Source organism: Photobacterium damselae, from assembly GCF_003026815.1.
Classification (GTDB): Bacteria; Pseudomonadota; Gammaproteobacteria; order Enterobacterales; family Vibrionaceae; genus Photobacterium; species Photobacterium damselae.
On sequence record NZ_PYOG01000022.1, the window covers coordinates 60798 to 81001 of the forward strand.

The 20204-nt window shown below is 38.1% G+C and carries 21 protein-coding genes and 1 pseudogene; 13 read left to right on the forward strand and 9 right to left on the reverse strand.

Going from position 1 to position 20204, the window contains the following annotated elements; genetic code table 11:
• Nucleotides 1–46 precede the first annotated feature (46 nt).
• The 8 genes from CTN07_RS16595 to rmf all read left to right on the forward strand — a co-directional run bounded on the left by CTN07_RS16595 (nt 47) and on the right by rmf (nt 9715).
• Complete coding sequence (locus CTN07_RS16595; RefSeq protein WP_036763855.1) at nt 47–271, forward strand: DUF2835 family protein; 225 nt, start codon at nt 47–49, stop codon at nt 269–271.
• 213 nt (nt 272–484) lie between these two features.
• The gene (gene pyrD, locus CTN07_RS16600; RefSeq protein ID WP_036763857.1) at nt 485–1498 is read left to right on the forward strand and encodes a quinone-dependent dihydroorotate dehydrogenase; all 1014 of its coding nucleotides are present in this window, start codon (nt 485–487) and stop codon (nt 1496–1498) included.
• A gap of 189 nt (nt 1499–1687) precedes the next feature.
• On the forward strand, nt 1688–2227 hold the full coding sequence (locus CTN07_RS16605; protein WP_036763860.1) for a cell division protein ZapC: 540 nt from the start codon (nt 1688–1690) through the stop codon (nt 2225–2227).
• Between the two features lie 812 nt (nt 2228–3039).
• Nucleotides 3040–5184, forward strand: coding sequence for a bifunctional 23S rRNA (guanine(2069)-N(7))-methyltransferase RlmK/23S rRNA (guanine(2445)-N(2))-methyltransferase RlmL (gene rlmKL / locus CTN07_RS16610; RefSeq protein WP_036763863.1), 2145 nt, complete (start codon nt 3040–3042; stop codon nt 5182–5184).
• A complete protein-coding gene (locus CTN07_RS16615; RefSeq protein ID WP_036763865.1) occupies nt 5184–5447 on the forward strand; it encodes a glutaredoxin family protein in 264 nt (87 codons plus the stop codon). The genes rlmKL and CTN07_RS16615 overlap by 1 nt, the downstream gene beginning before the upstream one ends.
• On the forward strand, nt 5434–7362 hold the full coding sequence (gene uup / locus CTN07_RS16620) for an ATP-binding cassette ATPase Uup (protein WP_005299386.1): 1929 nt from the start codon (nt 5434–5436) through the stop codon (nt 7360–7362). Before CTN07_RS16615 ends, uup begins: the two co-directional genes overlap by 14 nt.
• Nucleotides 7362–9383 (forward strand): DUF3466 family protein, encoded by a 2022-nt coding sequence (locus CTN07_RS16625; protein WP_005299389.1) that lies wholly within the window; start codon nt 7362–7364, stop codon nt 9381–9383. The genes uup and CTN07_RS16625 overlap by 1 nt, the downstream gene beginning before the upstream one ends.
• A gap of 158 nt (nt 9384–9541) precedes the next feature.
• Nucleotides 9542–9715 carry a ribosome modulation factor gene (rmf, locus tag CTN07_RS16630; protein ID WP_036763867.1) on the forward strand — a complete coding sequence of 58 codons (174 nt, stop codon included), beginning with the start codon at nt 9542–9544 and terminating at the stop codon, nt 9713–9715.
• 191 nt (nt 9716–9906) lie between these two features.
• On the opposite strand, the gene fabA is transcribed toward rmf, so the two are convergent.
• On the reverse strand, nt 9907–10422 hold the full coding sequence (gene fabA / locus CTN07_RS16635) for a bifunctional 3-hydroxydecanoyl-ACP dehydratase/trans-2-decenoyl-ACP isomerase (RefSeq protein WP_005299393.1): 516 nt from the start codon (nt 10420–10422) through the stop codon (nt 9907–9909).
• 69 nt (nt 10423–10491) lie between these two features.
• Nucleotides 10492–12234 (reverse strand): AAA family ATPase, encoded by a 1743-nt coding sequence (locus CTN07_RS16640; RefSeq protein WP_005299396.1) that lies wholly within the window; start codon nt 12232–12234, stop codon nt 10492–10494.
• Between the two features lie 200 nt (nt 12235–12434).
• Here CTN07_RS16640 and matP point away from each other — a divergent pair, with 200 nt between their 5' ends.
• The 3 genes from matP (at nt 12435) to CTN07_RS16655 (ending at nt 13748) form a co-directional block, all read left to right on the forward strand.
• Nucleotides 12435–12890 carry a macrodomain Ter protein MatP gene (gene matP / locus CTN07_RS16645; RefSeq protein ID WP_036763870.1) on the forward strand — a complete coding sequence of 152 codons (456 nt, stop codon included), beginning with the start codon at nt 12435–12437 and terminating at the stop codon, nt 12888–12890.
• Between the two features lie 154 nt (nt 12891–13044).
• A complete protein-coding gene (locus CTN07_RS16650; protein WP_036763871.1) occupies nt 13045–13350 on the forward strand; it encodes a DUF3634 family protein in 306 nt (101 codons plus the stop codon).
• Nucleotides 13350–13748 (forward strand): PPC domain-containing DNA-binding protein, encoded by a 399-nt coding sequence (locus CTN07_RS16655; RefSeq protein WP_036763872.1) that lies wholly within the window; start codon nt 13350–13352, stop codon nt 13746–13748. Before CTN07_RS16650 ends, CTN07_RS16655 begins: the two co-directional genes overlap by 1 nt.
• A 38-nt stretch (nt 13749–13786) precedes the next feature.
• Here CTN07_RS16655 and CTN07_RS16660 read toward each other — a convergent pair whose 3' ends face one another.
• The 3 genes from CTN07_RS16660 to CTN07_RS16670 form a co-directional block, all read right to left on the reverse strand.
• Complete coding sequence (locus tag CTN07_RS16660) at nt 13787–14044, reverse strand: hypothetical protein (protein WP_036763875.1); 258 nt, start codon at nt 14042–14044, stop codon at nt 13787–13789.
• A 169-nt stretch (nt 14045–14213) separates the two neighbouring features.
• Nucleotides 14214–14651, reverse strand: a complete 438-nt coding sequence (locus CTN07_RS16665; protein WP_036763880.1) for a hypothetical protein — start codon at nt 14649–14651, stop codon at nt 14214–14216.
• Complete coding sequence (locus tag CTN07_RS16670; protein ID WP_157132362.1) at nt 14641–15372, reverse strand: winged helix-turn-helix domain-containing protein; 732 nt, start codon at nt 15370–15372, stop codon at nt 14641–14643. Before CTN07_RS16670 ends, CTN07_RS16665 begins: the two co-directional genes overlap by 11 nt.
• A 215-nt stretch (nt 15373–15587) precedes the next feature.
• Between CTN07_RS16670 and CTN07_RS16675 the strand changes: the two genes are divergently transcribed.
• A complete protein-coding gene (locus CTN07_RS16675) occupies nt 15588–16613 on the forward strand; it encodes an HAD family hydrolase (protein WP_005299406.1) in 1026 nt (341 codons plus the stop codon).
• A gap of 170 nt (nt 16614–16783) precedes the next feature.
• On the opposite strand, the gene CTN07_RS16680 is transcribed toward CTN07_RS16675, so the two are convergent.
• Nucleotides 16784–17035 carry a hypothetical protein gene (locus CTN07_RS16680; RefSeq protein ID WP_036763882.1) on the reverse strand — a complete coding sequence of 84 codons (252 nt, stop codon included), beginning with the start codon at nt 17033–17035 and terminating at the stop codon, nt 16784–16786.
• 119 nt (nt 17036–17154) lie between these two features.
• Between CTN07_RS16680 and CTN07_RS23270 the strand changes: the two genes are divergently transcribed.
• Complete coding sequence (locus tag CTN07_RS23270) at nt 17155–17694, forward strand: type II secretion system protein (protein WP_050787759.1); 540 nt, start codon at nt 17155–17157, stop codon at nt 17692–17694.
• 55 nt (nt 17695–17749) lie between these two features.
• Here the strand turns inward: CTN07_RS23270 and CTN07_RS16690 are convergent, their stop codons facing one another.
• The 3 genes and pseudogenes from CTN07_RS16690 to CTN07_RS16700 all read right to left on the reverse strand — a co-directional run.
• Complete coding sequence (locus CTN07_RS16690; protein ID WP_005299409.1) at nt 17750–19243, reverse strand: BCCT family transporter; 1494 nt, start codon at nt 19241–19243, stop codon at nt 17750–17752.
• A gap of 6 nt (nt 19244–19249) precedes the next feature.
• Nucleotides 19250–19633, reverse strand: a complete 384-nt coding sequence (locus CTN07_RS16695; protein ID WP_036763887.1) for a nuclear transport factor 2 family protein — start codon at nt 19631–19633, stop codon at nt 19250–19252.
• Between the two features lie 219 nt (nt 19634–19852).
• Nucleotides 19853–20204 (reverse strand): annotated as a pseudogene (locus tag CTN07_RS16700) (ISNCY family transposase); the annotation flags it as partial.

The window sequence follows — 20204 nt, forward strand, 5'->3', positions numbered from 1 at the left end:
TAGGCTTTTTTCGATTGGACTTTAACTATTTACAAATAGAACAAGTATGCGATTTTTTACGTTTTCTCTTAACATTCCATATCAAGTTTTTTTGCAACATTATTCGGGGAGTGCCAGTCAACTAATGGTTTATACCGATTGTGGACTTAAGGTTCAGTTTCCTGCTGTTCGATTTCGAAGCTTTGTTACACAGGCTGGTTTAGTAGGGCGATTTAAGGTTTTTGTAACGACAGACAATCGCTTTGATCGAATTGAACGGCTAACAAACTAAATATGGTTAATTTTTCCACAAAACAAACCCTGTTTACGTAATCGTTTGCATTTTATTGATTTCTTACTCTACTGTAATTGATTGTTTTTATTGGTTGTTTGTCATAACTATCTGTTTTAACGTAATTTGTATCAAAATTAATGATTGCCGTATGGAGGTTTTCAGGCAATAATGCCATCCCGTTTATACGGGGCTTTTATAAAAGGAGGTATCATGTTTTACCGCCTCGCACGATCTGCAATTTTTCAACTTGATCCAGAAAAAGCGCATGATCTCGCAATGCAAAACTTCTCTCGCTTTACCGGCACTCCTCTAGATTTATTCTATCGTCAATCTATTCCAGATCATCCTGTTGAAGTAATGGGATTAACGTTCAAAAATCCTGTTGGCCTTGCGGCTGGCCTTGATAAAAATGGCGAATGTATTGATGCATTTGGTGCTATGGGTTTTGGCTTTGTTGAAGTTGGTACGGTAACACCACGACCTCAACCAGGTAATGATAAGCCTCGTCTATTTCGTTTAATTCCTGCTGAAGGCATTATCAACCGCTTTGGTTTTAATAACCTAGGGGTAGATAATTTAGTTGAGAATGTTAAAAAAGCGAACTACGACGGTATCATCGGCATTAACATTGGTAAGAACAAAGATACTCCTGTAGAGAATGGGGCAGAGGATTACCTCATCTGTATGGATAAGGTTTACCCATATGCAGGATATATTGCTATCAATATTTCTTCACCAAACACACCAGGACTTAGAACATTACAGTATGGTGAGATGTTAGATGATCTGTTATCTCAGCTAAAAGCGAAACAAGCTGAACTGGCAGAGCTACATGGGAAATATGTCCCACTAGCACTTAAGATCGCACCAGATCTTGACGATCATGAGATTGAACAAATTTGTGACTCATTACTTCGTAATAAAATTGATGGTGTGATTGGTACTAATACCACATTAGACCGTACCTTAGTTGAAGGCATGAAGCACTGTGATGAGATGGGTGGCTTAAGTGGTCGTCCTCTTCAGAACAAAAGTACAGCTGTTATTGCTAAAATGGCAGAATGCTTAAAAGGTGAGATTCCAATTATTGGAGTTGGTGGTATTGATTCTGCAATTTCTGCTCGTGAAAAGATGCAGGCAGGTGCAAGTTTAGTTCAGATTTACACCGGCTTTATCTATCACGGTCCTAAGTTGGTTAAAGATATCGTTATGGGCTTGAAGTAATACAAATTTGTGTGATGAAGCTAAAAAATTAGTGTAATTTTCTGCGAAATTTGTCAAAATTACGGCGCATAAAGAGTAAGAAGGGGATATTGTTTCCCCTTTTTTTTCGCCTAAACCTTATTAAAATAACTAGCAGTGTTTATTTATGTGATCAGTGATGTTGCATAAGACCAAAGTTGGAGCGTAACCGTGTTAAAACCAAATGACTCATGGATGTGGTATTTTGACCAACAAGAAGATGCATTAATGCTTGATCTCGGTGATGAGATGGTCTTTCGCGTAGCAACTCCAAAGAAGTTCTTTACTCCTGAAGCTTATAATACGCAAACTTTCACCGTTGATGATGCGGACGTGTATCAATGCTTCAAAGAATCCATTACACACCTAGATATCTCTCTTCCTCGCAAGGCTGAACTTGGCCTTAATGCCGTTGCGGTTGCCCGTTTCCATAAACCGATTATGCCAAAGAGTTGGTTTTTTGCTTCATCTGGCGTTGATTATCAACCAGAGCTCGGAGAACTGATTACGCTACAAACTGAGTTTGGGCAAGCTCAATTTCTTGTTATCGAAATAGGGGATTGCGCATCGTTATGTATGCAAGCGACTATAGAGCCACTTACACTGAATTCAAGCAAAGAGATGACTTTCTGCGAAGTGATTAAAGTCATGAACGATCGCATAATTCCATTTTCTGCTGAACAAGAAGACTACTTAGCGTTAGTGGGTTAGGTGTTTTTATTTTCCTTTCATCATCTGCTGTAAATAGGGCATTTTATTGTCTGCTTATCTTTCCCAAATACGCCTATTTTGAGTAGTTCCTCGTAATTGTTAATCCCTTTATCTCTGCAAAACAGCACTTCTTTTATATCCCGTAGCTATCACTCCAGATTGATATCACGTGGCGCTAATGCTTATCTCATTTCCTAATTACAGCATTTAATATCTAATCCTATTTTTCGCGCGCTGAAACTCAAAAATCGTTATCAAATTTTCTTAATGTCAAAATAATTCGGCTGTTTTTTATGTGATTTAGGTCGAATTATTGATGTTTTAAAAAATATTTTGTCGTCCTCTTTATTGGAATAATCAGTGATTTTACTGCTGATAGTGAGCAAAAATTCCTCAATTAATTATCTTGTGTAATAAAAGAACAAAGATGAAAGTGGCTTGTTTGAGCGCCTGCTAGCTTAATGCTTATAGGGTATTAGATGGGTAAGGTTGTCGAGCTGATTGATGATTGGTCAAATATTAGTGTTATTTATCATTGTGTTATGTTGTTTGTTTTTGCTTGTAAACAATGAGGTTTCGACGGATTTTAATTGATGGCAAAGAGTTTGATAAAGGTGTTATTGCTAGTTTTGGCGTAATTGTTTCCGCTGGTGGATAAAGTGCCTTGTGCATGGAATATCAAATTCAGTTCTTGGAAATGCGTTGTGATTGATGAAAATTTATTAAGTTAGTAATTTTTCTAATTCTTTATACGAGGTATTTGGTGTTAAATCAGGTATACTTTCGCCTATCAACAGCGTGAAAAGAACTCCATGAATCAGTATTTAGCTATTACATCCCGTGGACTAGAAAATCTACTAGCGGATGAATTGAAAGAATTAGGCGCGCATGACATTAAGGTTGTGCATGCCGGTGTGCGTTTTAAAGCAACTCAAGCTGAGGCTTATCGTTGCTGTCTTTGGACTCGTATCTCATCGCGTATCATTTACGTATTGAGCGAATTTAATGTTCGTAATGACCTAGACCTGTATTTAGGTGCAACGGCGATTAACTGGAATAACTATTTTGGTAGTAACACCCGTATTGTGGTGGATTTTAACGGTACAAACCGCGAAATCCGTAATAGCCAATACGGTGCAATGAAAGTTAAAGATGCCATTGTTGACCGTTTTACCAAAATGGATCTAATGCGCCCATCTATCGATCGTGAACGCCCTGATTTACGTATCCATGTTCGTCTATCTGGCGAGAAAGCCATTCTTGGTTTAGATATGGCAGGCAGTGGTTTACACCAGCGTGGTTATCGTAGTGAAGCAGGTAAAGCGCCATTACGCGAAACGCATGCTGCTGCATTAGTGATGAAGAGTGGTTGGACGTTTGAACAACCTCTACTAGATCCTATGTGTGGTTCTGGTACGTTAGTGATTGAAGCGGCAATGATAGCTGCTGAAATTGCACCAGGTATCAAGCGTAAGCGTTGGGGCTTTGAAGCACTGAAAGACTTCGACAAAGAAGCTTGGCTTGAAATTCACGCAGAAGCAAAAGTAAAAGCACGTCGTGGTCCTGCAAAAGCAAAAGAGATCGTTAAAATTTATGGTCGTGAGCTCGATCAACGTGTTTTAGCCATTGCTCGTGATAACGCCGGTCGTGCTGGTGTTTCTGAGTTAATTGACTTTGAACGTGGCGATGCAATGCACCTAATGGCACCAGAAGGTTTCTCTGATGGTGTGATTTTGTGTAACCCTCCATACGGTGAACGTCTAGGCACTACACCAGAGTTGATTGCTCTGTATACCGAATTTGGTCAGCGTCTGAAATTGGCGTTTACAGGTTCTCGTGCTGCGATTTATTCTGCTTCAAACGAATTGTTAAGCTGTATGCGTATGCGTGCTGACAAGCAGTTTAAACTTCGTAACGGTGCTTTAGATTGTGTACTAAAAACGTACCTAATCACCGGTGGTAGTGTTAAGAAAGAAGAAGGGCAAAGTGAAGGTGTGGTTGAAGAAACTGAAATTGCACCAGATTTTGCTAACCGCTTGAAGAAAAACATTACTAAGCTGTCTAAATGGGCTAAACGCGAAGGTATTGAATGTTACCGTTTGTATGATGCTGATCTGCCAAACTACAATGCGGCAATAGACCAATACAAAGATTACATTGTGATCCAAGAGTATGCAGCACCTAAGACGATTCCAGAAGAGGTGGCTCGTCGCCGTCTAATGGATATCATGCGAGCAACGATTGCGGTTACTGGCGTTGATAATAGCAAAGTGATCTTAAAAGTTCGTGAGCGTCAGAAAGGCAAAAATCAATACCAGAAATTATCGAGTGTTGAGCGCTTTATGACAGTAAGCGAATACGACGTGAAGTTAAAAGTGAATCTATACGATTACCTAGATACTGGCGTATTCCTTGATCACCGTATTACTCGTCGCAAACTGGGCTCGATGGCAAAAGGAAAAGATTTCCTAAACCTATTCTCATACACAGGTTCTGCAACTGTTCATGCTGCATGTGGTGGTGCTAAATCTACAACGACTGTTGATATGTCAAATACCTACCTAGAGTGGGCAAAAGACAATATGAAGTTAAATGGTCAGGTAGGTCGTCAGCACAACTATATTCAAGCTGACTGTTTACAGTGGCTACAAGAGTCGAATGAAAGCTTTGATCTTATCTTTATTGATCCGCCAACATTCTCTAACTCTAAGCGTATGAAGCAGACGTTTGATGTTCAACGTGACCATATCATGTTGATGGAAAATCTAAAGCGTATGCTGCGTCCTGAAGGCCAAATTGTTTTCTCTAACAATAAACGCCAATTTAAGATGGATTTAGAGGCACTAGCAGAATTAGGTCTACAGGCGAAGAATATCTCTGATAAGACGTTACCTATGGATTTCGCTAAAAATAAACAAATTCATAACTGCTGGATCATTACTCACAAGGAAGATTAGTGGTAATCACACTATATAGTACACAAGGATGTCATCTGTGCGAGCAAGCTTATCAATTGCTCGTACAGGCTGGAGTTCAGGATCGTGTTCAAACCATAGATATTGCGTTAGATGATGCGCTGTTTTCTCGTTACGGTGTCACGATTCCTGTTCTCTCTTTATCTCATATCCCTTCAGTAGAGCTCAATTGGCCTTTTGATATCACTCAATTACGCGATTGGCTCTCTCACAATAATCTGGTTACTCAAGATGGCATTAATTAATATCAGCAATGCACAGCTGGCTTATGGCGATCATCCTCTATTAGATAAAGCAGAGTTTGTTCTGCAGCCCAATGAACGTGTTTGTTTGGTTGGTCGTAATGGTGCAGGTAAATCCACTCTGATGAAAGTTATCGCAGGGGAGATATTACTTGATGACGGTAGCATTCAGCGTCAATCTGAATTGGTAGTTTCACGCTTAGAACAAGATCCACCGCGTGATGCAGAAGGTACAGTCTTCGATTACGTTGCTGAAGGTCTTGCGGATGTAGGTACATTACTGCGCGAATACCATCAGCAATTGGATTTGATTACAGCAGATCCTAGTGAATCAAACATTAATAAGCTTGCTCGCATTCAAGAGAAATTGGATCATGCAAATGCTTGGCAAATCGATACGCGTATCACCCAAGTATTAGAAAGTTTGAATCTAACGGCAAATACACTTCTAACCGACCTGTCTGGTGGTTGGCAACGTAAAGCTGCGCTTGCTCGTGCTCTAGTGTGTGATCCTGATATCCTGTTACTTGATGAACCGACTAACCACTTGGATGTAACAACTATTGAGTGGCTTGAAGGTTTCTTAAAAGAGTTCCGTGGTTCAATTATCTTTATTTCTCACGACCGTGCGTTTATTCGTTCGATGGCAACGAGAATTGTCGATCTCGATCGTGGTCAATTAAGCTCTTTCCCTGGTGACTATGAAAAGTATCTTGATGAGAAAGAAGAGCAACTGCGTGTTGAAGCAGAACAAAATGCTGAGTTTGATAAAAAGCTAGCTCAGGAAGAAGTCTGGATTCGTCAAGGTATTAAAGCTCGTCGTACCCGTAACGAAGGTCGTGTTCGCGCGCTTAAACAACTTCGTAATGAGCGTAGTGAACGCCGTGAAGTGCAGGGTAAAGCCGACATGCAACTTCAAGAAGCAAAACGCTCGGGTAAAATTGTATTTGAAGCAGAAAATATTTCGCATTCGTTTGGTGATCAAGCCATCATTAAGGATTTCAGCTTTAATGTAATGCGTGGTGATCGTATCGCATTAATTGGTCCTAATGGTTGTGGTAAGAGTACGCTATTAAAGATTTTACTTGGTCAGCTAGAGAATAGCGGTGGCAAGTTCCATTGTGGTACTAAACTTGAAGTGGCTTATTTTGACCAGTATCGCGAAATACTGGATCCTGAAAAGACTGTGATGGATAACTTGGCCGATGGTAAACAAGAAGTGGTTGTGAACGGTAAGAGCCGTCATGCGCTTGGTTACCTACAAGACTTCTTATTCCATCCTCGTCGTGCTCGTACACCAGTAAAAGCACTATCAGGCGGTGAGAAAAACCGACTATTGCTCGCAAAACTGTTTTTAAAGCCAAACAATTTATTAGTACTCGATGAACCAACCAACGATCTTGATATCGAAACATTGGAACTTTTAGAAGAAATTCTTGCCAATTATCAGGGTACGTTATTATTGGTAAGCCATGACCGTCAATTTGTTGATAATACTGTGACAACAAGCTGGATTTTTGAAGGCAACGGTGTTGTGAATGAATATGTAGGTGGTTACCATGACGCACAGTCGCAACGAGAAAATTCTTTAGCTAATATTGCCAAAAAAGAAGCTGAAGAGCGTGAACTGGCGAAGAAAAAAGAAGAACAACAGAAACAGCGTCAGGCAAACCGTCAACGTAGTTCAAAGAAACTGTCTTACAAACTGCAGTTAGAACTTGATGAGTTACCGGCGAAAATCGAACAATTGGAAAACGACATTGCAGAACTTCAGGAGAAGATTAACGATCCTGGTTTCTTTGCTGATGTGAAAAATGATACTCAAGCAGTTCTGACTCTACTTGCAGAGAAAGAACAAGCGTTTGAAGTAGCATTTGAACGTTGGGAAGAGTTAGAAGCAATGCAGAAGGAATCCTAATGCAACATAAGATGTTAAAACTTTCTACGCTAGCTGTACTAATTGCTGGTGTTACTCAGGCTCAAGCAGCCGTTTATAAGGTTGTGGAAGTCGCGACGCCAGATAACCAATCAAATGCACTTGCAACTGATTATTATCCAAACCATGATCGTTCTGGCTCAACGGATCAGTTTAAGAATAATGCGGTAGAGTTTTACGCTCAAAGCATTGCACAAGATGGTACTGTTGTTGGTAACAGTCGTTTTGGTAATGATGGTATTAATTATTCAGATGTGGTTGCATTTCATATGGATAATTATCAGCGTATTAATGATTATAATGAGTTATATCGTTACTGTCGTGAGAATCTAGGCTTTAATACTTGTGATGTATGGGCTGAAATGCGTTATTACGGTAAAAACTACAACCGTAATGAAGCCGACGATGGCACTGGTTTTGGTGGTTTACGTACTGAACAAGCGGCTTGGTGGAATGGTTATTTTGCCAATGCATTACCTTTTGTTTACGGTCAAACAAACTATTTATCAACCTTTGCTGGTGATGCTTCTCGTTATGCAGATCAAGATAAACTTGGTTCTATTGTTGACGGTGGCGATCATGTTACTGCAAACGCAATGGTTCTTGGTGCGTTAGACAGCAATACTGTATATGGTGTGACTAGCTCTGCTTATTTCAATAACGATTCACGTTTTGCTCGTACTTTTGCTAAGCGTGGTTTCGTTAATGATCTGTCTGCATCTTCATCTACAGAATTGAATCCAATTGGCGACAACGCGCTAGTAACTAAAATGGGGCAATCTGTTGCTAACCATGCAGTTAAGTTACCAAGCGGTGATCTTCTGGTTGTTGGTAGTGCTTCTTATACTCCATCTAATTATGATGATGGTGATAAGCTGCCTGATTATGATGATATTGATGGCGGTAATGTAGACGCAAGCAAAGGCCGAGCTAACTATAACGTTGATACATTTAGAAAATGTGAAACAGAACCTAATAGCATCTATGGTAACTGGGTATGTCAGTTCACCAGTTATGCAAATAAAGCTGTATTTTGGGTTGTAAAAGCCGGTGATACATCGGTTAAAGGACAAGAGTTAGCAAGTACAAGTTTAAATGCATGGGATCCTGATGATAAAGATCGTTCTTTCCAAGGGAATGCTAAATCTGTTGCGCTAGTTAATGGTAAACCTATCGCTGTTGGTTACTCTACCGATGATGTACGTAATGATTATTACGCAAATCGAGCAGCAGTGTTCACTCCTAAATCTGACATGGACATTAATAATCCTAAAGCTGATGATTGGAGTATTAAGTTTATCCCTGGAACTGAAATCACTGATGGAGATGACCGTAAACTATCGTACTCCATGGCTACAGCGATTAATGATAATGGTAAAGTAGCAGGTGTTGCTAAGAACTTTAACTCCGAAGATCGTTCTTATGCTGAGCGTATGTTTATTTATGATAATGCATCGAATCAGACTAAGTTCTTAACTTCATCAGTAAACAGTTTGTTCTTTAACGGTAGTAACGGCTATTTATCTTCTATCAATGATGCAAATAAAGCTGTTGGCTGGGTTGATATTGAAAAAGTAAACCAAGTTGATGGCCGTGAGCGTCGTCAGCGTGCATTCCTATACAATGATGGCCAAGCTGATGGTGCACTAACCGCAAACGGTGCATGGTTAGTCGATGACCTAACTAATGGTGGAACTGAGTCTGCTCATAACAACCAATACCGTATTGCTCAAGCAACGGGTATTAACGATAAGGGTGAGATTTCTGCAACAGCATTGAAGTGTACTTCTGATGGTGTGACACCCAAACAATACTCTGATACGTCACCATTGGCTCAGTGTGACGGCTATGAGGTACTGACTGCAGTTAAGCTTGAGCCTGTTGCTGGTGGTACGATTGAACCTCGTAAAGATGTAGAAGAACCAGTAAAACGCTCTGGCGGTTCACTTGGTGTGCTTGCTTTGACAGTACTCGGCTTTATTGGTTTCCGTCGTCGTAAATAATTTTTAACGAAATTATCATAATTGAATTCGGGCTCACATTTGTGGGCCTGAATTGTTTTTAGGGGTTGAACATTTGGCCAAAATCGATCATGTTTATATCTGGACTGGTTAAAAACCACTCCAATTGAAACAAATCTGTTAAGGATGAGGATCGAACTATGAAGAGACAAAAGCGGGATCGTTTGGAACGTGCTCAAGCTCGAGGTTATCAGGCTGGGTTAAATGGTCGTTCGAGTGAAACATGTCCGTATCAAGGTGTTGATGCCCGTACAAACTGGCTTGGCGGTTGGCGTGAAGCCCGAGAAGATCTACAACAAGGTCTCATTAAATAACCCCTCATGGTTAACCTTATTTAGCCCCTTAAGGAGAGGGGCTTTTTAATGCCTGCATTTTAGCTTTACCCTTGAACCTCATCCCTAAAAATATTATTTATACAAAATAAAAAAGGCCACCGAAGTGACCTTATTGTAGAAGAGACTATAACAATATCTTTCTTCATCTATTGTTATTTCAAATCGCTCTCTTAGAAGCTGTCTGTATCTTTAAATAGACCAACTTTTAAATCTTTTGCTACGTAAATTTCTTTACCATCAACCAGAACACGACCATCTGCTACGCCCATAATCAGTTTACGGTTGATAACACGTTTTAGCTGAATGTCGTAAGTGACTTTTTTGGCTGTTGGTAGAATCTGGCCTGTGAATTTCACTTCACCTACACCCAGAGCACGGCCTTTACCTTCGCCGCCACTCCAACCAAGGAAGAAACCAACAAGCTGCCACATAGCATCAAGACCAAGACAACCAGGCATTACAGGGTCACCTTTAAAGTGGCAATCAAAAAACCAAAGGTCAGGATTGATATCAAGTTCAGCATGAATAAAACCTTTACCGTGCTCACCACCTTGATCGGTAATTTCAACGATACGGTCCATCATTAACATATTGTCTGATGGCAGAGCAGGGAAGTTTGGTCCATGCAGTTCACGTTTGCCACATGCTACTAAGTCTTCGTAAGAGTATGAATTCTGGCGTGTCATGAGATAAAAATCGCTCCTTAACAAGTATGGGAGCAATTTAGCTTACACATGTACGCTAAACAACTCGGATCAGTTCTGGACAAACCAGTTCTGAATTGTATTACGAATGCGAGAGAAGATATTTTCTTCTGGATACATACCACCTAGATGAAATAGTTCGATACGTTCTGCTATTTTTGCCAAGATAGTGTCAGTATCATCCTCTTTTCCTCTAAATGTTTGTCCCATCAAACGAGGAATGGCTTCATCAACATTTTCTACCGTCCAGATATGGAATTGCCCCGATTTGATCGCTTCGATAACTTCATCATTTAAGCAAAGACTTGATAGATTGGTTTTCGGCAGAATAACACCTTGATTACCTGTAAGACCGCGATGAACACAAACCTTATAGAATCCTTCAATCTTCTCGTTGACACCGCCTACCGCTTGTACACGTCCAAATTGGTCTACTGCACCGGTAACTGCAATCTCTTGGTTAATCGGCTGAACAGAAAGTGCTGAGACTAAAGCACAAAGCTCTGCTAAAGAGGCACTGTCACCGTCAACTTCAGAGTAAGATTGCTCAAATACAATCGATGCTGAGAATGGAAGGGCTTGATCTAAATTTAATGCAGTAGATAAAAATGCTTGCATGATCATCATGCCTTTAGCGTGGATATTACCACCAAGCTCAACTTTACGTTCAACATCCGAAATATCGCCATCACCAAAGTGAACCACACAAGAGATACGAGCCGGTTCTCCATAAGACATCGGATGCCCTGGCATTTCAACAACGGTTAAGCCATTGACCTGACCTACTTCCTGTCCTTGGCATTCAATCACTACTTGGCCATGATGAATATCGGCAATTGCACGCTCAGGAAGGTAAGACTCTCGATACAACTTAGCATTAAGCGAGGCTTTTAAGTGTTCACGAGTAATCTGTTGGTTTTCAGATTCAATACTCGCTTCAGACAATACATTGGTATGCCATAACAAACAAAGAGGTACTCGGGATTGATCTTCAGCGTAGCGAGCACCTGCTGATAGTAACGCTTCAACAGCATCACTGTCGGCAAGATCAGGCAATTGACTGCGTTTAGCAATAGCTTTGACATAACGTAAATAGTCAGGAAGGCTTTGCTCGGTGAGTAAGAGGTCTTGTTCAAACTCGCCATACATGGCAAAACCTGCAGATAAGTCTGGTTCTGCTTCATCAAGATCAGCCATCAAGAATCGGTCACCAACTAATACTAGCTTAACATTGAGTTTTTCAGCTGTTGGTAATGGGTAAGCTTTTTTAGGTTCAGAAGGTTGCCATTCAAGCTCGCCATTCATCAATACGCTTTTTAGTCGACTCCAAGCTCCAGGATTGGCAATTAATGCACCTACCGATAGAACTAAGTAACCATTGTTTGCTTGATGAATAAGACCGTGTTTTACATTATATGTAACAACTTTTGCATCACTTGATGGTGGATATACCGTACCAAAAAGCGATTGCTCGGTAACATATTCGCTGGTCACGACAATTGGATCTGTGATTGATGATTGCTCTAAGCTTTGCTGGGATGTTTGCTTCTGAATTCTTTCTTGTTCGTACTTAGTCAGAAGCTCAATCACATAATCACGGTAAATTTTATTATCAGGAGCTGTCACGCGAAGGACACGAGGCTGAATAGTGATCGCGGTAAAACGGCGTACGGCATCTGCTAGGCGTGGTTGAAGTAACCCAGTATCTGCTGGCGCTAATTCGTTATAGTTTTCTAAGACATTACGGTACGGCGTGTAATCAGGGATCAATGTACGCCACGATTCTTCATGCATATCTCTAAATTCTTTTTTCTTTTAGTACTGTGAAAAGGCCAGCAGTATAATGCAATAAGAGCGAGCATAATAGGGACTTATGTCTGTAATTTCGCAAAATCATTGACTTAACTGCGTATGCATTGATGGAACAATTGTGATTTCGCTCCGTTATGGTTACACTGTAACGATATCGTGTTGGTGAGGAAGAAAGAGATCTTATGAAATATCAGCAGCTTGAAAATCTTGAAGCCGGTTGGAAATGGGCTTATCTGGTTAAAAAATGGAAAGAGGGTGAAGCGGTTACTCGTTATATTGATACGAGTGAAGTTGAAGCTGCTGTCGAACAACTTCAATCTTTAGAGCATGAACCAACCAAAGTGCTTACTTGGATTGATAATCATATGTCTCCAGCTCTAGAGATCAAACTTAAACAAGCTATTCGAGCAAAACGTAAACGTCACTTTAACGCTGAACAGGTTCATACTCGAAAGAAATCTATCGATCTTGATTATCGGGTTTGGGAAAAGTTAGCGGAAAAATCAAAAGAACTCGATTCTACCTTATCTGATACGATTGAATACTTATTGAGTGAAAGTAGTCGAACAGAGAAGGCCAGTAAAACGGTTTTGGACCTAAAAGATGATTTAACTCGTCTACTTGATATGGACGCATAATAGAGTTTTAAAGAATTAACCGATTATAACGTCTCTTTTTTATCTGCCTTTCAATCGGTTAATCAATTTGGCTAGTAATTTGCTTACTATTTGTAATCTACAATTGATTTGAATAATAGAGCAAAGCGCACAATAACATTGAAAGGAGCTTATGATGGAATATGTAATCCTACTCGCCGTGGTTGTTATTTTCATTGTTTTTAAAGATCGTCCAATAATGCGTCTTAAATTTAAACAAGGCGAACTGGTTGAAGAGAAAGGCCAAATTCCGAATGGGTTTCGTCAAGCTTGTAAAGATATTGGCCATAAGATGCCATTTGATGGGGTAGTGAAAGTCTATAAAACCCGTTTTCAGACAAAACTTGTTTTCTCTAAGCAGATCCCAAGTAAAGTTAAACAACGCATTAATAATGTTTTTCCTCATAGTATGAACACGAAGAAACAAGGTAAGAGAGCTTAATGGTAACTCCACACGCTTTACGATTAACCCAAGGGCAAGATCTTCGTCAAGCTATTCTTGATTATGTCGTTTCTTCTGATATTCAAGCTGGTTCCCTTGTAACAGGGGTCGGTTGTCTAGAGTCAGTTAATATTCGATTGGCCAGTGCAACTCAATGTCTAGAACTGTCTGGTCCATTAGAAATTCTAACCTTGGCAGGGACATTAACGCCTGAACATGTTCATATTCATATCTCTGTTGCAGATAAGGAAGGGCATGTATATGGCGGGCATCTCCAACCTGGATCTGTCGTTTCATATACATGCGAGCTTTGCCTAATTGCTTATGATAATTTAGCTTTCAGTCGTGCGTTTGATACATCAACAGGTTATACCGAGTTGGCTGTTTCATCTCGTTAATAAGGTCAATATTTTTTATGAAGAGAGGCGATATTAACTTATGGCTTCTCTTTTTTTATATAGTTAAATAGAGCAGACTGAGCTTTGATATGAGCATCCAATAGTTGCGTTAACTGTTCTAATTCCTCTTCTACCGCTTTTCTACGTTCTGTTTCTTCCGCCAGTTGTTTACCAATATCAACCGCTAGGTATCCACCTTTAATTAATGCTTTGGTTGTGACATTGGTATTCGTTAATGACTTGAGCTCTTCTATCATGTAGTAATGAGATTCGATATCTCTTATGGTTATAGCCATTAGATAGCATTCTTAGTTTTGTTTATATTATTTAATTTATTATGATAGCTTTTATCCAAGAGGTGATTCAAGCGATTAATTAAATTTGCCATCATAATAAATTAGTACCAAAGCTAATGCACTATAACTTTATTTCTATTAATTAAAAGCACTCCGAAGAGTGCCTATCTTAACTAATTTGTTGACCTTGCATTAGGCTATTTAAAGGTACGATCTCGCCAGATTTACCTCTATAAATACCTCTATGATCACGAATCAGTAAACTGTTACCTGATGTAAGGGTTTCTATATAAAAGCTTTTAAACTTCAAATAATACTCTTGATTTGCACCATTACCTTGCATGCCTAACACATAGTAATGATCAAATAATCTAAAAAACCAACCGTTTAACTGCTTAGTTAAAATCACTTTTTGTTCTTTATCATAAACGACTAATTGCTCTTTTATTCTTCCATGTTGAAGCGTCATCTTTAGCTTTTCTTGTGATAAAGAAGGATAGGAGGTTGAAAAATGATATTTGGCTAGGGTAGTCATGGTTGAATAAAAACCCTGAGCGCTAATCAATACTACTCCTAAACCAATACCTAAAATAGCGTTACGAAACATCACAAGAACCTTGCTTTATTTTATCTGAGTAATCAATAAAGTCGTCACCGATAACACCATACAGTTGGTATCGTGAACAAATGCCACTTATCGGGTATGCAATCCATTTTGCAGCACCATCAGCTTGGCTTTGCTTGATTGTGTTTACAACAGGATTCGGTAAATCAATCCCATCATAGATAACGGGTATTCCATTTATCGATTTCTCATCAATAAAACTAAAATATTGCATACCTATAAAATACGTTATGAGAAGAAATAATAGGGTAACCATATGATTTTTAGATGGTAGTATTATATCTATATTCTTTTTTGGTATTTCTCGTTTGTTTGCTGGTGGATTTTTACCAAGTGTTTGGATTTCTAAATTTCTATCACTATCATTAAGATCGCTTAGTACAGAATGAGTTAGATTGGCTCCATTGATTGCATAACCTAACTTTGGCTCTGTAATAATAAGATTATTTTCGTCAATCTCATTAAGTGCAGTTCTTAGATTCTTTATTGCAACGGTTAAAGAATTATTCGTTACAACTTTTCCTTGCCAGCACTCTTTTAGTAAATTCTCTCTATGTATGGTTTTATCTTTATTTTCAGCTAGATAAGTAAAAATCAATATTTCGGATTTTGAAACCTTTACTTCTGCTGAATCCGCACGTCGTTTAATAATTCTATTTGTTAAGTCAACATCAAAGCGTCCAAACTGCCTGATATCGATCACTGACTGGTTCATAAGTATAATAATTATTTCAAGTAAAACACTTTGCCAATGGAGCATTCTAGCGAATAAGAATTGTTATTTCTATATAGATATCATGTCATAACATTAAACTTAGTACACAATCACATTAAACTTTTTATTCCTAATAAAAATACTTGGTAGTCTATGCCAATATTCCATTATACTTAATGAAAATTTAATGAATTGAGCCAGTTATGAAGTTTACACACGTTGCACTATGTGCTTTACCATTTGTATCAATACCGTTTTCAGTATTCTCAATGTCATGCGACAATCAGGGAGAGACCTTATCTTTATGGCAAAACAGTTCTCCTCGTTCTTCATTGCTAACATTTGTTGATAAAGTGACAAATGTTAATAGTGCAGATTATGTTCCGGCTAATGAACGAATTGCTGTAATTGATAATGATGGTACATTATGGCCAGAAAAGCCTATGTATACTCAATTTCAATTTGCGTTCGACCAAATAAAAGCAAAGGCGAAAACAAACTTAGATTGGGGAGAAAAAACGCCATATAAATGGGTAGTAGATGGAGATATTCAAGAGGTCTTTAAACATAGTTGGTCTGCTCTTCTTCCTATCTTAGCGCAATCTCAGGCAGGCGTGACACCGTCACAATACAGTTCTGAAGTATTATCTTGGCTCAAGACTCATAAATCCTCTCGATTTAATCGTCCATACACATCTTTGGTTTATCAACCTATGATCCAAGTAATTGATTATCTTAAGGCTAATCAATTTGATGTTTATATTGTCACAGGAGCTGGTGCTGCTTTTGTTCGTCCATGGAGTGAAGCCATTTATCATATTCCAGCACAAAATGTGATTGGTACAACTTTTGGCTACAGCTATAAACAAGTGAATGGTAAAGCTCAGTTATTTAAAAATGATAAGCTTATTTATGTTAATGATGGACCTCAAAAAGCCATCAATATCGAGACCATCATAGGGAAAAGACCCATTGTTGCAATCGGTAACTCAACAGGTGATGCTGCAATGCTTGACTGGACGACATCTCAAAAAGGTGAGAGCTTTGCGATGTTAATCCATCATACAGATCAAGAACGGGAGTGGAGCTATGGGCCAAGTTCTTTTGAGGGAAAATTCACCCCTGAGTTAATGAACCAGGCAAAAACACATGGATGGAATGTTGTTAATATGAAAAACGATTGGTGCCAAATTTTCCCAACAGAGAAAGAAGAGCGAAAATTGCCTTAATCGGTTGTATGTTAACCTAAAATAACCTGTTATCTAATATGTTACAGGGAGACAAGAACATTAGATGACTAATAAATCGGCAAACCACCCGTTTAGTGACGCTGTAACATTTCAAATGTTATAGTCAATGAAAGACAAAGGCTTCAATATAGAAGCCTTTGTCTTATCTATTAATGGACTTTTTTCTTTGGTCCGTATCGAACCATATCTTTTCCATTATCATAAACTTCTTGTGATACCCAACGACCTAAAAGTAATTGGTGTTTATCATCAAGTACTGCAACAAAAGGGCGACCATTTGCATTGTTAGTCGCTAAGGCAACACCCGCAACATTGGTCAATCCCATGCCACCATTTTCAATAGATAGAAGGAAGCTTTCTAGTTGCTCTAGTGTTTCAATAATAATCGAGTCGTCAATCATACGTTCATATTCTATTTTTTGTTGAAGTTAAATGAATTATACCTGAAATAATATCTTGTCAGCACAAAAAATACGTTCTACATTTCATTGAGTAGAGGTATTTATTTTTTATGGTGTGTATGAATAGGTATAAAGGTTTTACCCTAATTGAATTGGTCGTCGTTATTGTGATTTTAGGGATGCTTGCTGTAGTAGCAATGCCAAAATTTTTAAATCTACAACGAGATGCAAGAATCGCAGATCTTAAAGGGGCAGAAGGAGCTTTAAAATCTGCTAATGGCATCGTATATGGGAAAGCAGCAATAAAAGGGGTTGTGGAACAAGAAGCAAATGATTGGAATAATTCAAATGACTCTACATTACTTATTGATGGTAAAACAGTAAGTTTGCATTATGGCTATATACTTCCTACTGAATGGAATATTAGAACCATTATGAGTATGAATAAGAATGACTGGAGTGTCCTAAGTACTGGAACTCGTTATGGGCCAGCATATATTATCCCTAAATCAGCTCCTGGCTTTCAAACTCAGTCAATAAGTGCAGTTGAACAATCTAAATGTTACTTATCTTATTATTTTTATAGAAGTGGTATCGTGGATGGAAAGCCTGTTAATTACAAAGTTCCAGTCTATAAACTCGAAATAGCAGGCTGTTAATTGTAGTTATAACTGCCTAATAGATTTAGGCAGTTATTCAAATTAGAGATATTATTCAAATAGATTTAATAGGATTATTTTTAATCCTATCTTTTAAGGAGATATAAAAAATGACATCAACAATAAATGTATATATTTGAATAACAATAATTATCATAAATGGGATTGCACCAATAATCGCAATCTGCTTATTAAGATTAATATCATTATAATAAGTAAGTATTATAGTGAGTGAAGAGATTAATAGACAATAGAGCAGAGTGATACGTCGCTTATCATTTTTTATTAAGGTATCAATAGTATTAACAGAGGAGTCAATACTAGTAATAATGAAAAGAGATAAAAGTATAATTGATGATGTAGAGAGAAAGGTTGAAAACGGTAATTGTTCATAAAAGGCAAATAGACCATAAGTGAAATCTTTTTTAGTTGCACTCAGTACTGGTTCTGAATATTTTATCAAAGCAGAACCAGAATAGATCGAAAACCATATCATTGAAGTTAGTGTAGGAATAAAAATCACAGATAAGATAAATTGTCTAACAGTTCTTCCTTTGCTTATCTTTGCTAAAAAGATTCCAACAAAAGGAGCCCAAGCACACCACCAGATGAAGTAATTGATTGTCCAATCTACACTCCATTGTTGTGACTTTTCATTTAGTTGAAAAGATAATTTTGGCAGCAATAATATATAATCTTTAATTGAGTTCATGAAAATATGTAATATATTTTTTACGTCATTGGTGAAAAACACTGTGACTGCAAGTGTCAACATCAACATAACATTCAAAAGACTTAAAATACGAATTCCTTTTTTTATAGATGTGAATGATGATATACAGAAAAACAAAGATATTAAGATGACAATAATAATCCTACTATTGAATCCTTTCATAGTATTCGCTGTTAAATTCAATCCATCTTGAATTAAGCTTACTGAATTTGCAAAGGCTCCAGCGACACTGAAAATGATAGTGAAAACAGTAATAATATTGATAATATCGAAAAAGATAGAATTATTTGATTGTTCTATAAAAGGCGAGGTTAACGATAGATCTCTGTTCCTAATATATCGGAACCATGCATATGACAAAGCTACAATAGTGTAAATTGACCAGGCATGTAGTCCCCAATGAAAATATGTTATTGCCAATACATTAGATACACTATGGCTTTCAGTTACTGTTAACTTATTGAAAAATAAATAATGATAAGCAGGCTCTGCGATACCCCAAAAAACTAGTCCAGATCCCATACCAGTAGTAAATACCATTGTTATCCAAGAAATATAGGAGTAATCAGGCTGGCTATTACCTAAACGTGTTTTACCAATTGGGAATAGAGCGAGAATGAAACAAAGAATAACAACTAATGATGTAGTAATTAAAATTGGTCTAGCTAATATTACTGATAGTTTATTTGATATCCTACTTAATATAAAAACAGCCTGATTAGGGAAAATTAAAAACATAAACGATAACAAAAGGATGCCACCATAGAGAAAAAAAGGTAGCCAGTTTCTGCTACCTGATAATTTAATCTTTATCATTATTAATTAATACATCGTATTGGGGTTCATACTTGTATTTGGAATAATTTGCATTGAGTCCCAATGTTCAACGATCTTTCCATTATCATCAAAACGGAAAAAATCCATAGTGACGTACTCATCGCCATCAGGCCATGTTTGGTGAGTATGTAAAGCTACTAAGTTTTCCTCCGCTATAGCGCGAACAAACTCAATAGTTTTATTGGGATAATCGCAATACATTCTCTCAAAGTAATCAATAAATCCATTTTTACCATCAGGTACAAGTGGGTTATGTTGAATGTATTCATCACCGACATACAATTCAACGGCTTCTTTGGGGTTACCAAGAAAAGCCATATTGTAAAAACTAATGGCAGTAACTTTGTTTTTCGATTGTATAGTAGTCATGGTTTTGCACCTTGTATTCAAATCTAGCCAGACTCTGGATATTGATACGAAACGAGTAGTGAAGCCAATAGCATCTATAAGTTAAGATATAAATCTGCGCTAAGTTCATAGGACATTTCTAAATGGGACTCACTTTAAAATGTCCTTATTATTCCCCGATAAAATGTCTCCTTTTAAGGTAGTTAATTAGGGGGAAATTGGGGTTATAGAGTAGGGAAGTCACGGCTTTTTTCTAGTACTTGGTTTAAATTGTTCATAGTGAACTAAGACAGGATTGATGGCTTCAAGTTGCCGAATGGCTCGTTGTTGAGCGGTTCGTGTCGGGGCTTTTTTACTACGATTGCGTGTTTGTTGTTGCTCAAATTCTTGCTGTTTTTCCTGGGCAAATTTCAAAACGGCACCTAAGCGTTTATTATCAACTATCTGGCCTTGGTCAATATCAGTCAGTTTATCGAACACTTTGAACGTGAGTTTTCGCTGGCCGTATTGGATAGCAATGGTCCCATCTGGTCGGTCAAGCACCTTGACGACTTGATTGATTAGTCGCTGATTTTCTTCCGTTGGATCAATA

What these genes read in the sequence shown, in the direction of transcription:
- CTN07_RS16595 (WP_036763855.1), top strand. Translation starts at nt 47, where the DNA reads ATGCGATTTTTTACGTTTTCTCTTAACATTCCATATCAAGTTTTTTTG.
- pyrD (WP_036763857.1), top strand. Translation starts at nt 485, where the DNA reads ATGTTTTACCGCCTCGCACGATCTGCAATTTTTCAACTTGATCCAGAA.
- rlmKL (WP_036763863.1), top strand. Translation starts at nt 3,040, where the DNA reads ATGAATCAGTATTTAGCTATTACATCCCGTGGACTAGAAAATCTACTA.
- uup (WP_005299386.1), top strand. Translation starts at nt 5,434, where the DNA reads ATGGCATTAATTAATATCAGCAATGCACAGCTGGCTTATGGCGATCAT.
- CTN07_RS16625 (WP_005299389.1), top strand. Translation starts at nt 7,362, where the DNA reads ATGCAACATAAGATGTTAAAACTTTCTACGCTAGCTGTACTAATTGCT.
- rmf (WP_036763867.1), top strand. Translation starts at nt 9,542, where the DNA reads ATGAAGAGACAAAAGCGGGATCGTTTGGAACGTGCTCAAGCTCGAGGT.
- fabA (WP_005299393.1), bottom strand. Translation starts at nt 10,422, where the DNA reads ATGACACGCCAGAATTCATACTCTTACGAAGACTTAGTAGCATGTGGC.
- CTN07_RS16640 (WP_005299396.1), bottom strand. Translation starts at nt 12,234, where the DNA reads ATGCATGAAGAATCGTGGCGTACATTGATCCCTGATTACACGCCGTAC.
- matP (WP_036763870.1), top strand. Translation starts at nt 12,435, where the DNA reads ATGAAATATCAGCAGCTTGAAAATCTTGAAGCCGGTTGGAAATGGGCT.
- CTN07_RS16650 (WP_036763871.1), top strand. Translation starts at nt 13,045, where the DNA reads ATGGAATATGTAATCCTACTCGCCGTGGTTGTTATTTTCATTGTTTTT.
- CTN07_RS16655 (WP_036763872.1), top strand. Translation starts at nt 13,350, where the DNA reads ATGGTAACTCCACACGCTTTACGATTAACCCAAGGGCAAGATCTTCGT.
- CTN07_RS16660 (WP_036763875.1), bottom strand. Translation starts at nt 14,044, where the DNA reads ATGGCTATAACCATAAGAGATATCGAATCTCATTACTACATGATAGAA.
- CTN07_RS16665 (WP_036763880.1), bottom strand. Translation starts at nt 14,651, where the DNA reads ATGTTTCGTAACGCTATTTTAGGTATTGGTTTAGGAGTAGTATTGATT.
- CTN07_RS16675 (WP_005299406.1), top strand. Translation starts at nt 15,588, where the DNA reads ATGAAGTTTACACACGTTGCACTATGTGCTTTACCATTTGTATCAATA.
- CTN07_RS16680 (WP_036763882.1), bottom strand. Translation starts at nt 17,035, where the DNA reads ATGATTGACGACTCGATTATTATTGAAACACTAGAGCAACTAGAAAGC.
- CTN07_RS23270 (WP_050787759.1), top strand. Translation starts at nt 17,155, where the DNA reads ATGAATAGGTATAAAGGTTTTACCCTAATTGAATTGGTCGTCGTTATT.
- CTN07_RS16690 (WP_005299409.1), bottom strand. Translation starts at nt 19,243, where the DNA reads ATGATAAAGATTAAATTATCAGGTAGCAGAAACTGGCTACCTTTTTTT.
- CTN07_RS16695 (WP_036763887.1), bottom strand. Translation starts at nt 19,633, where the DNA reads ATGACTACTATACAATCGAAAAACAAAGTTACTGCCATTAGTTTTTAC.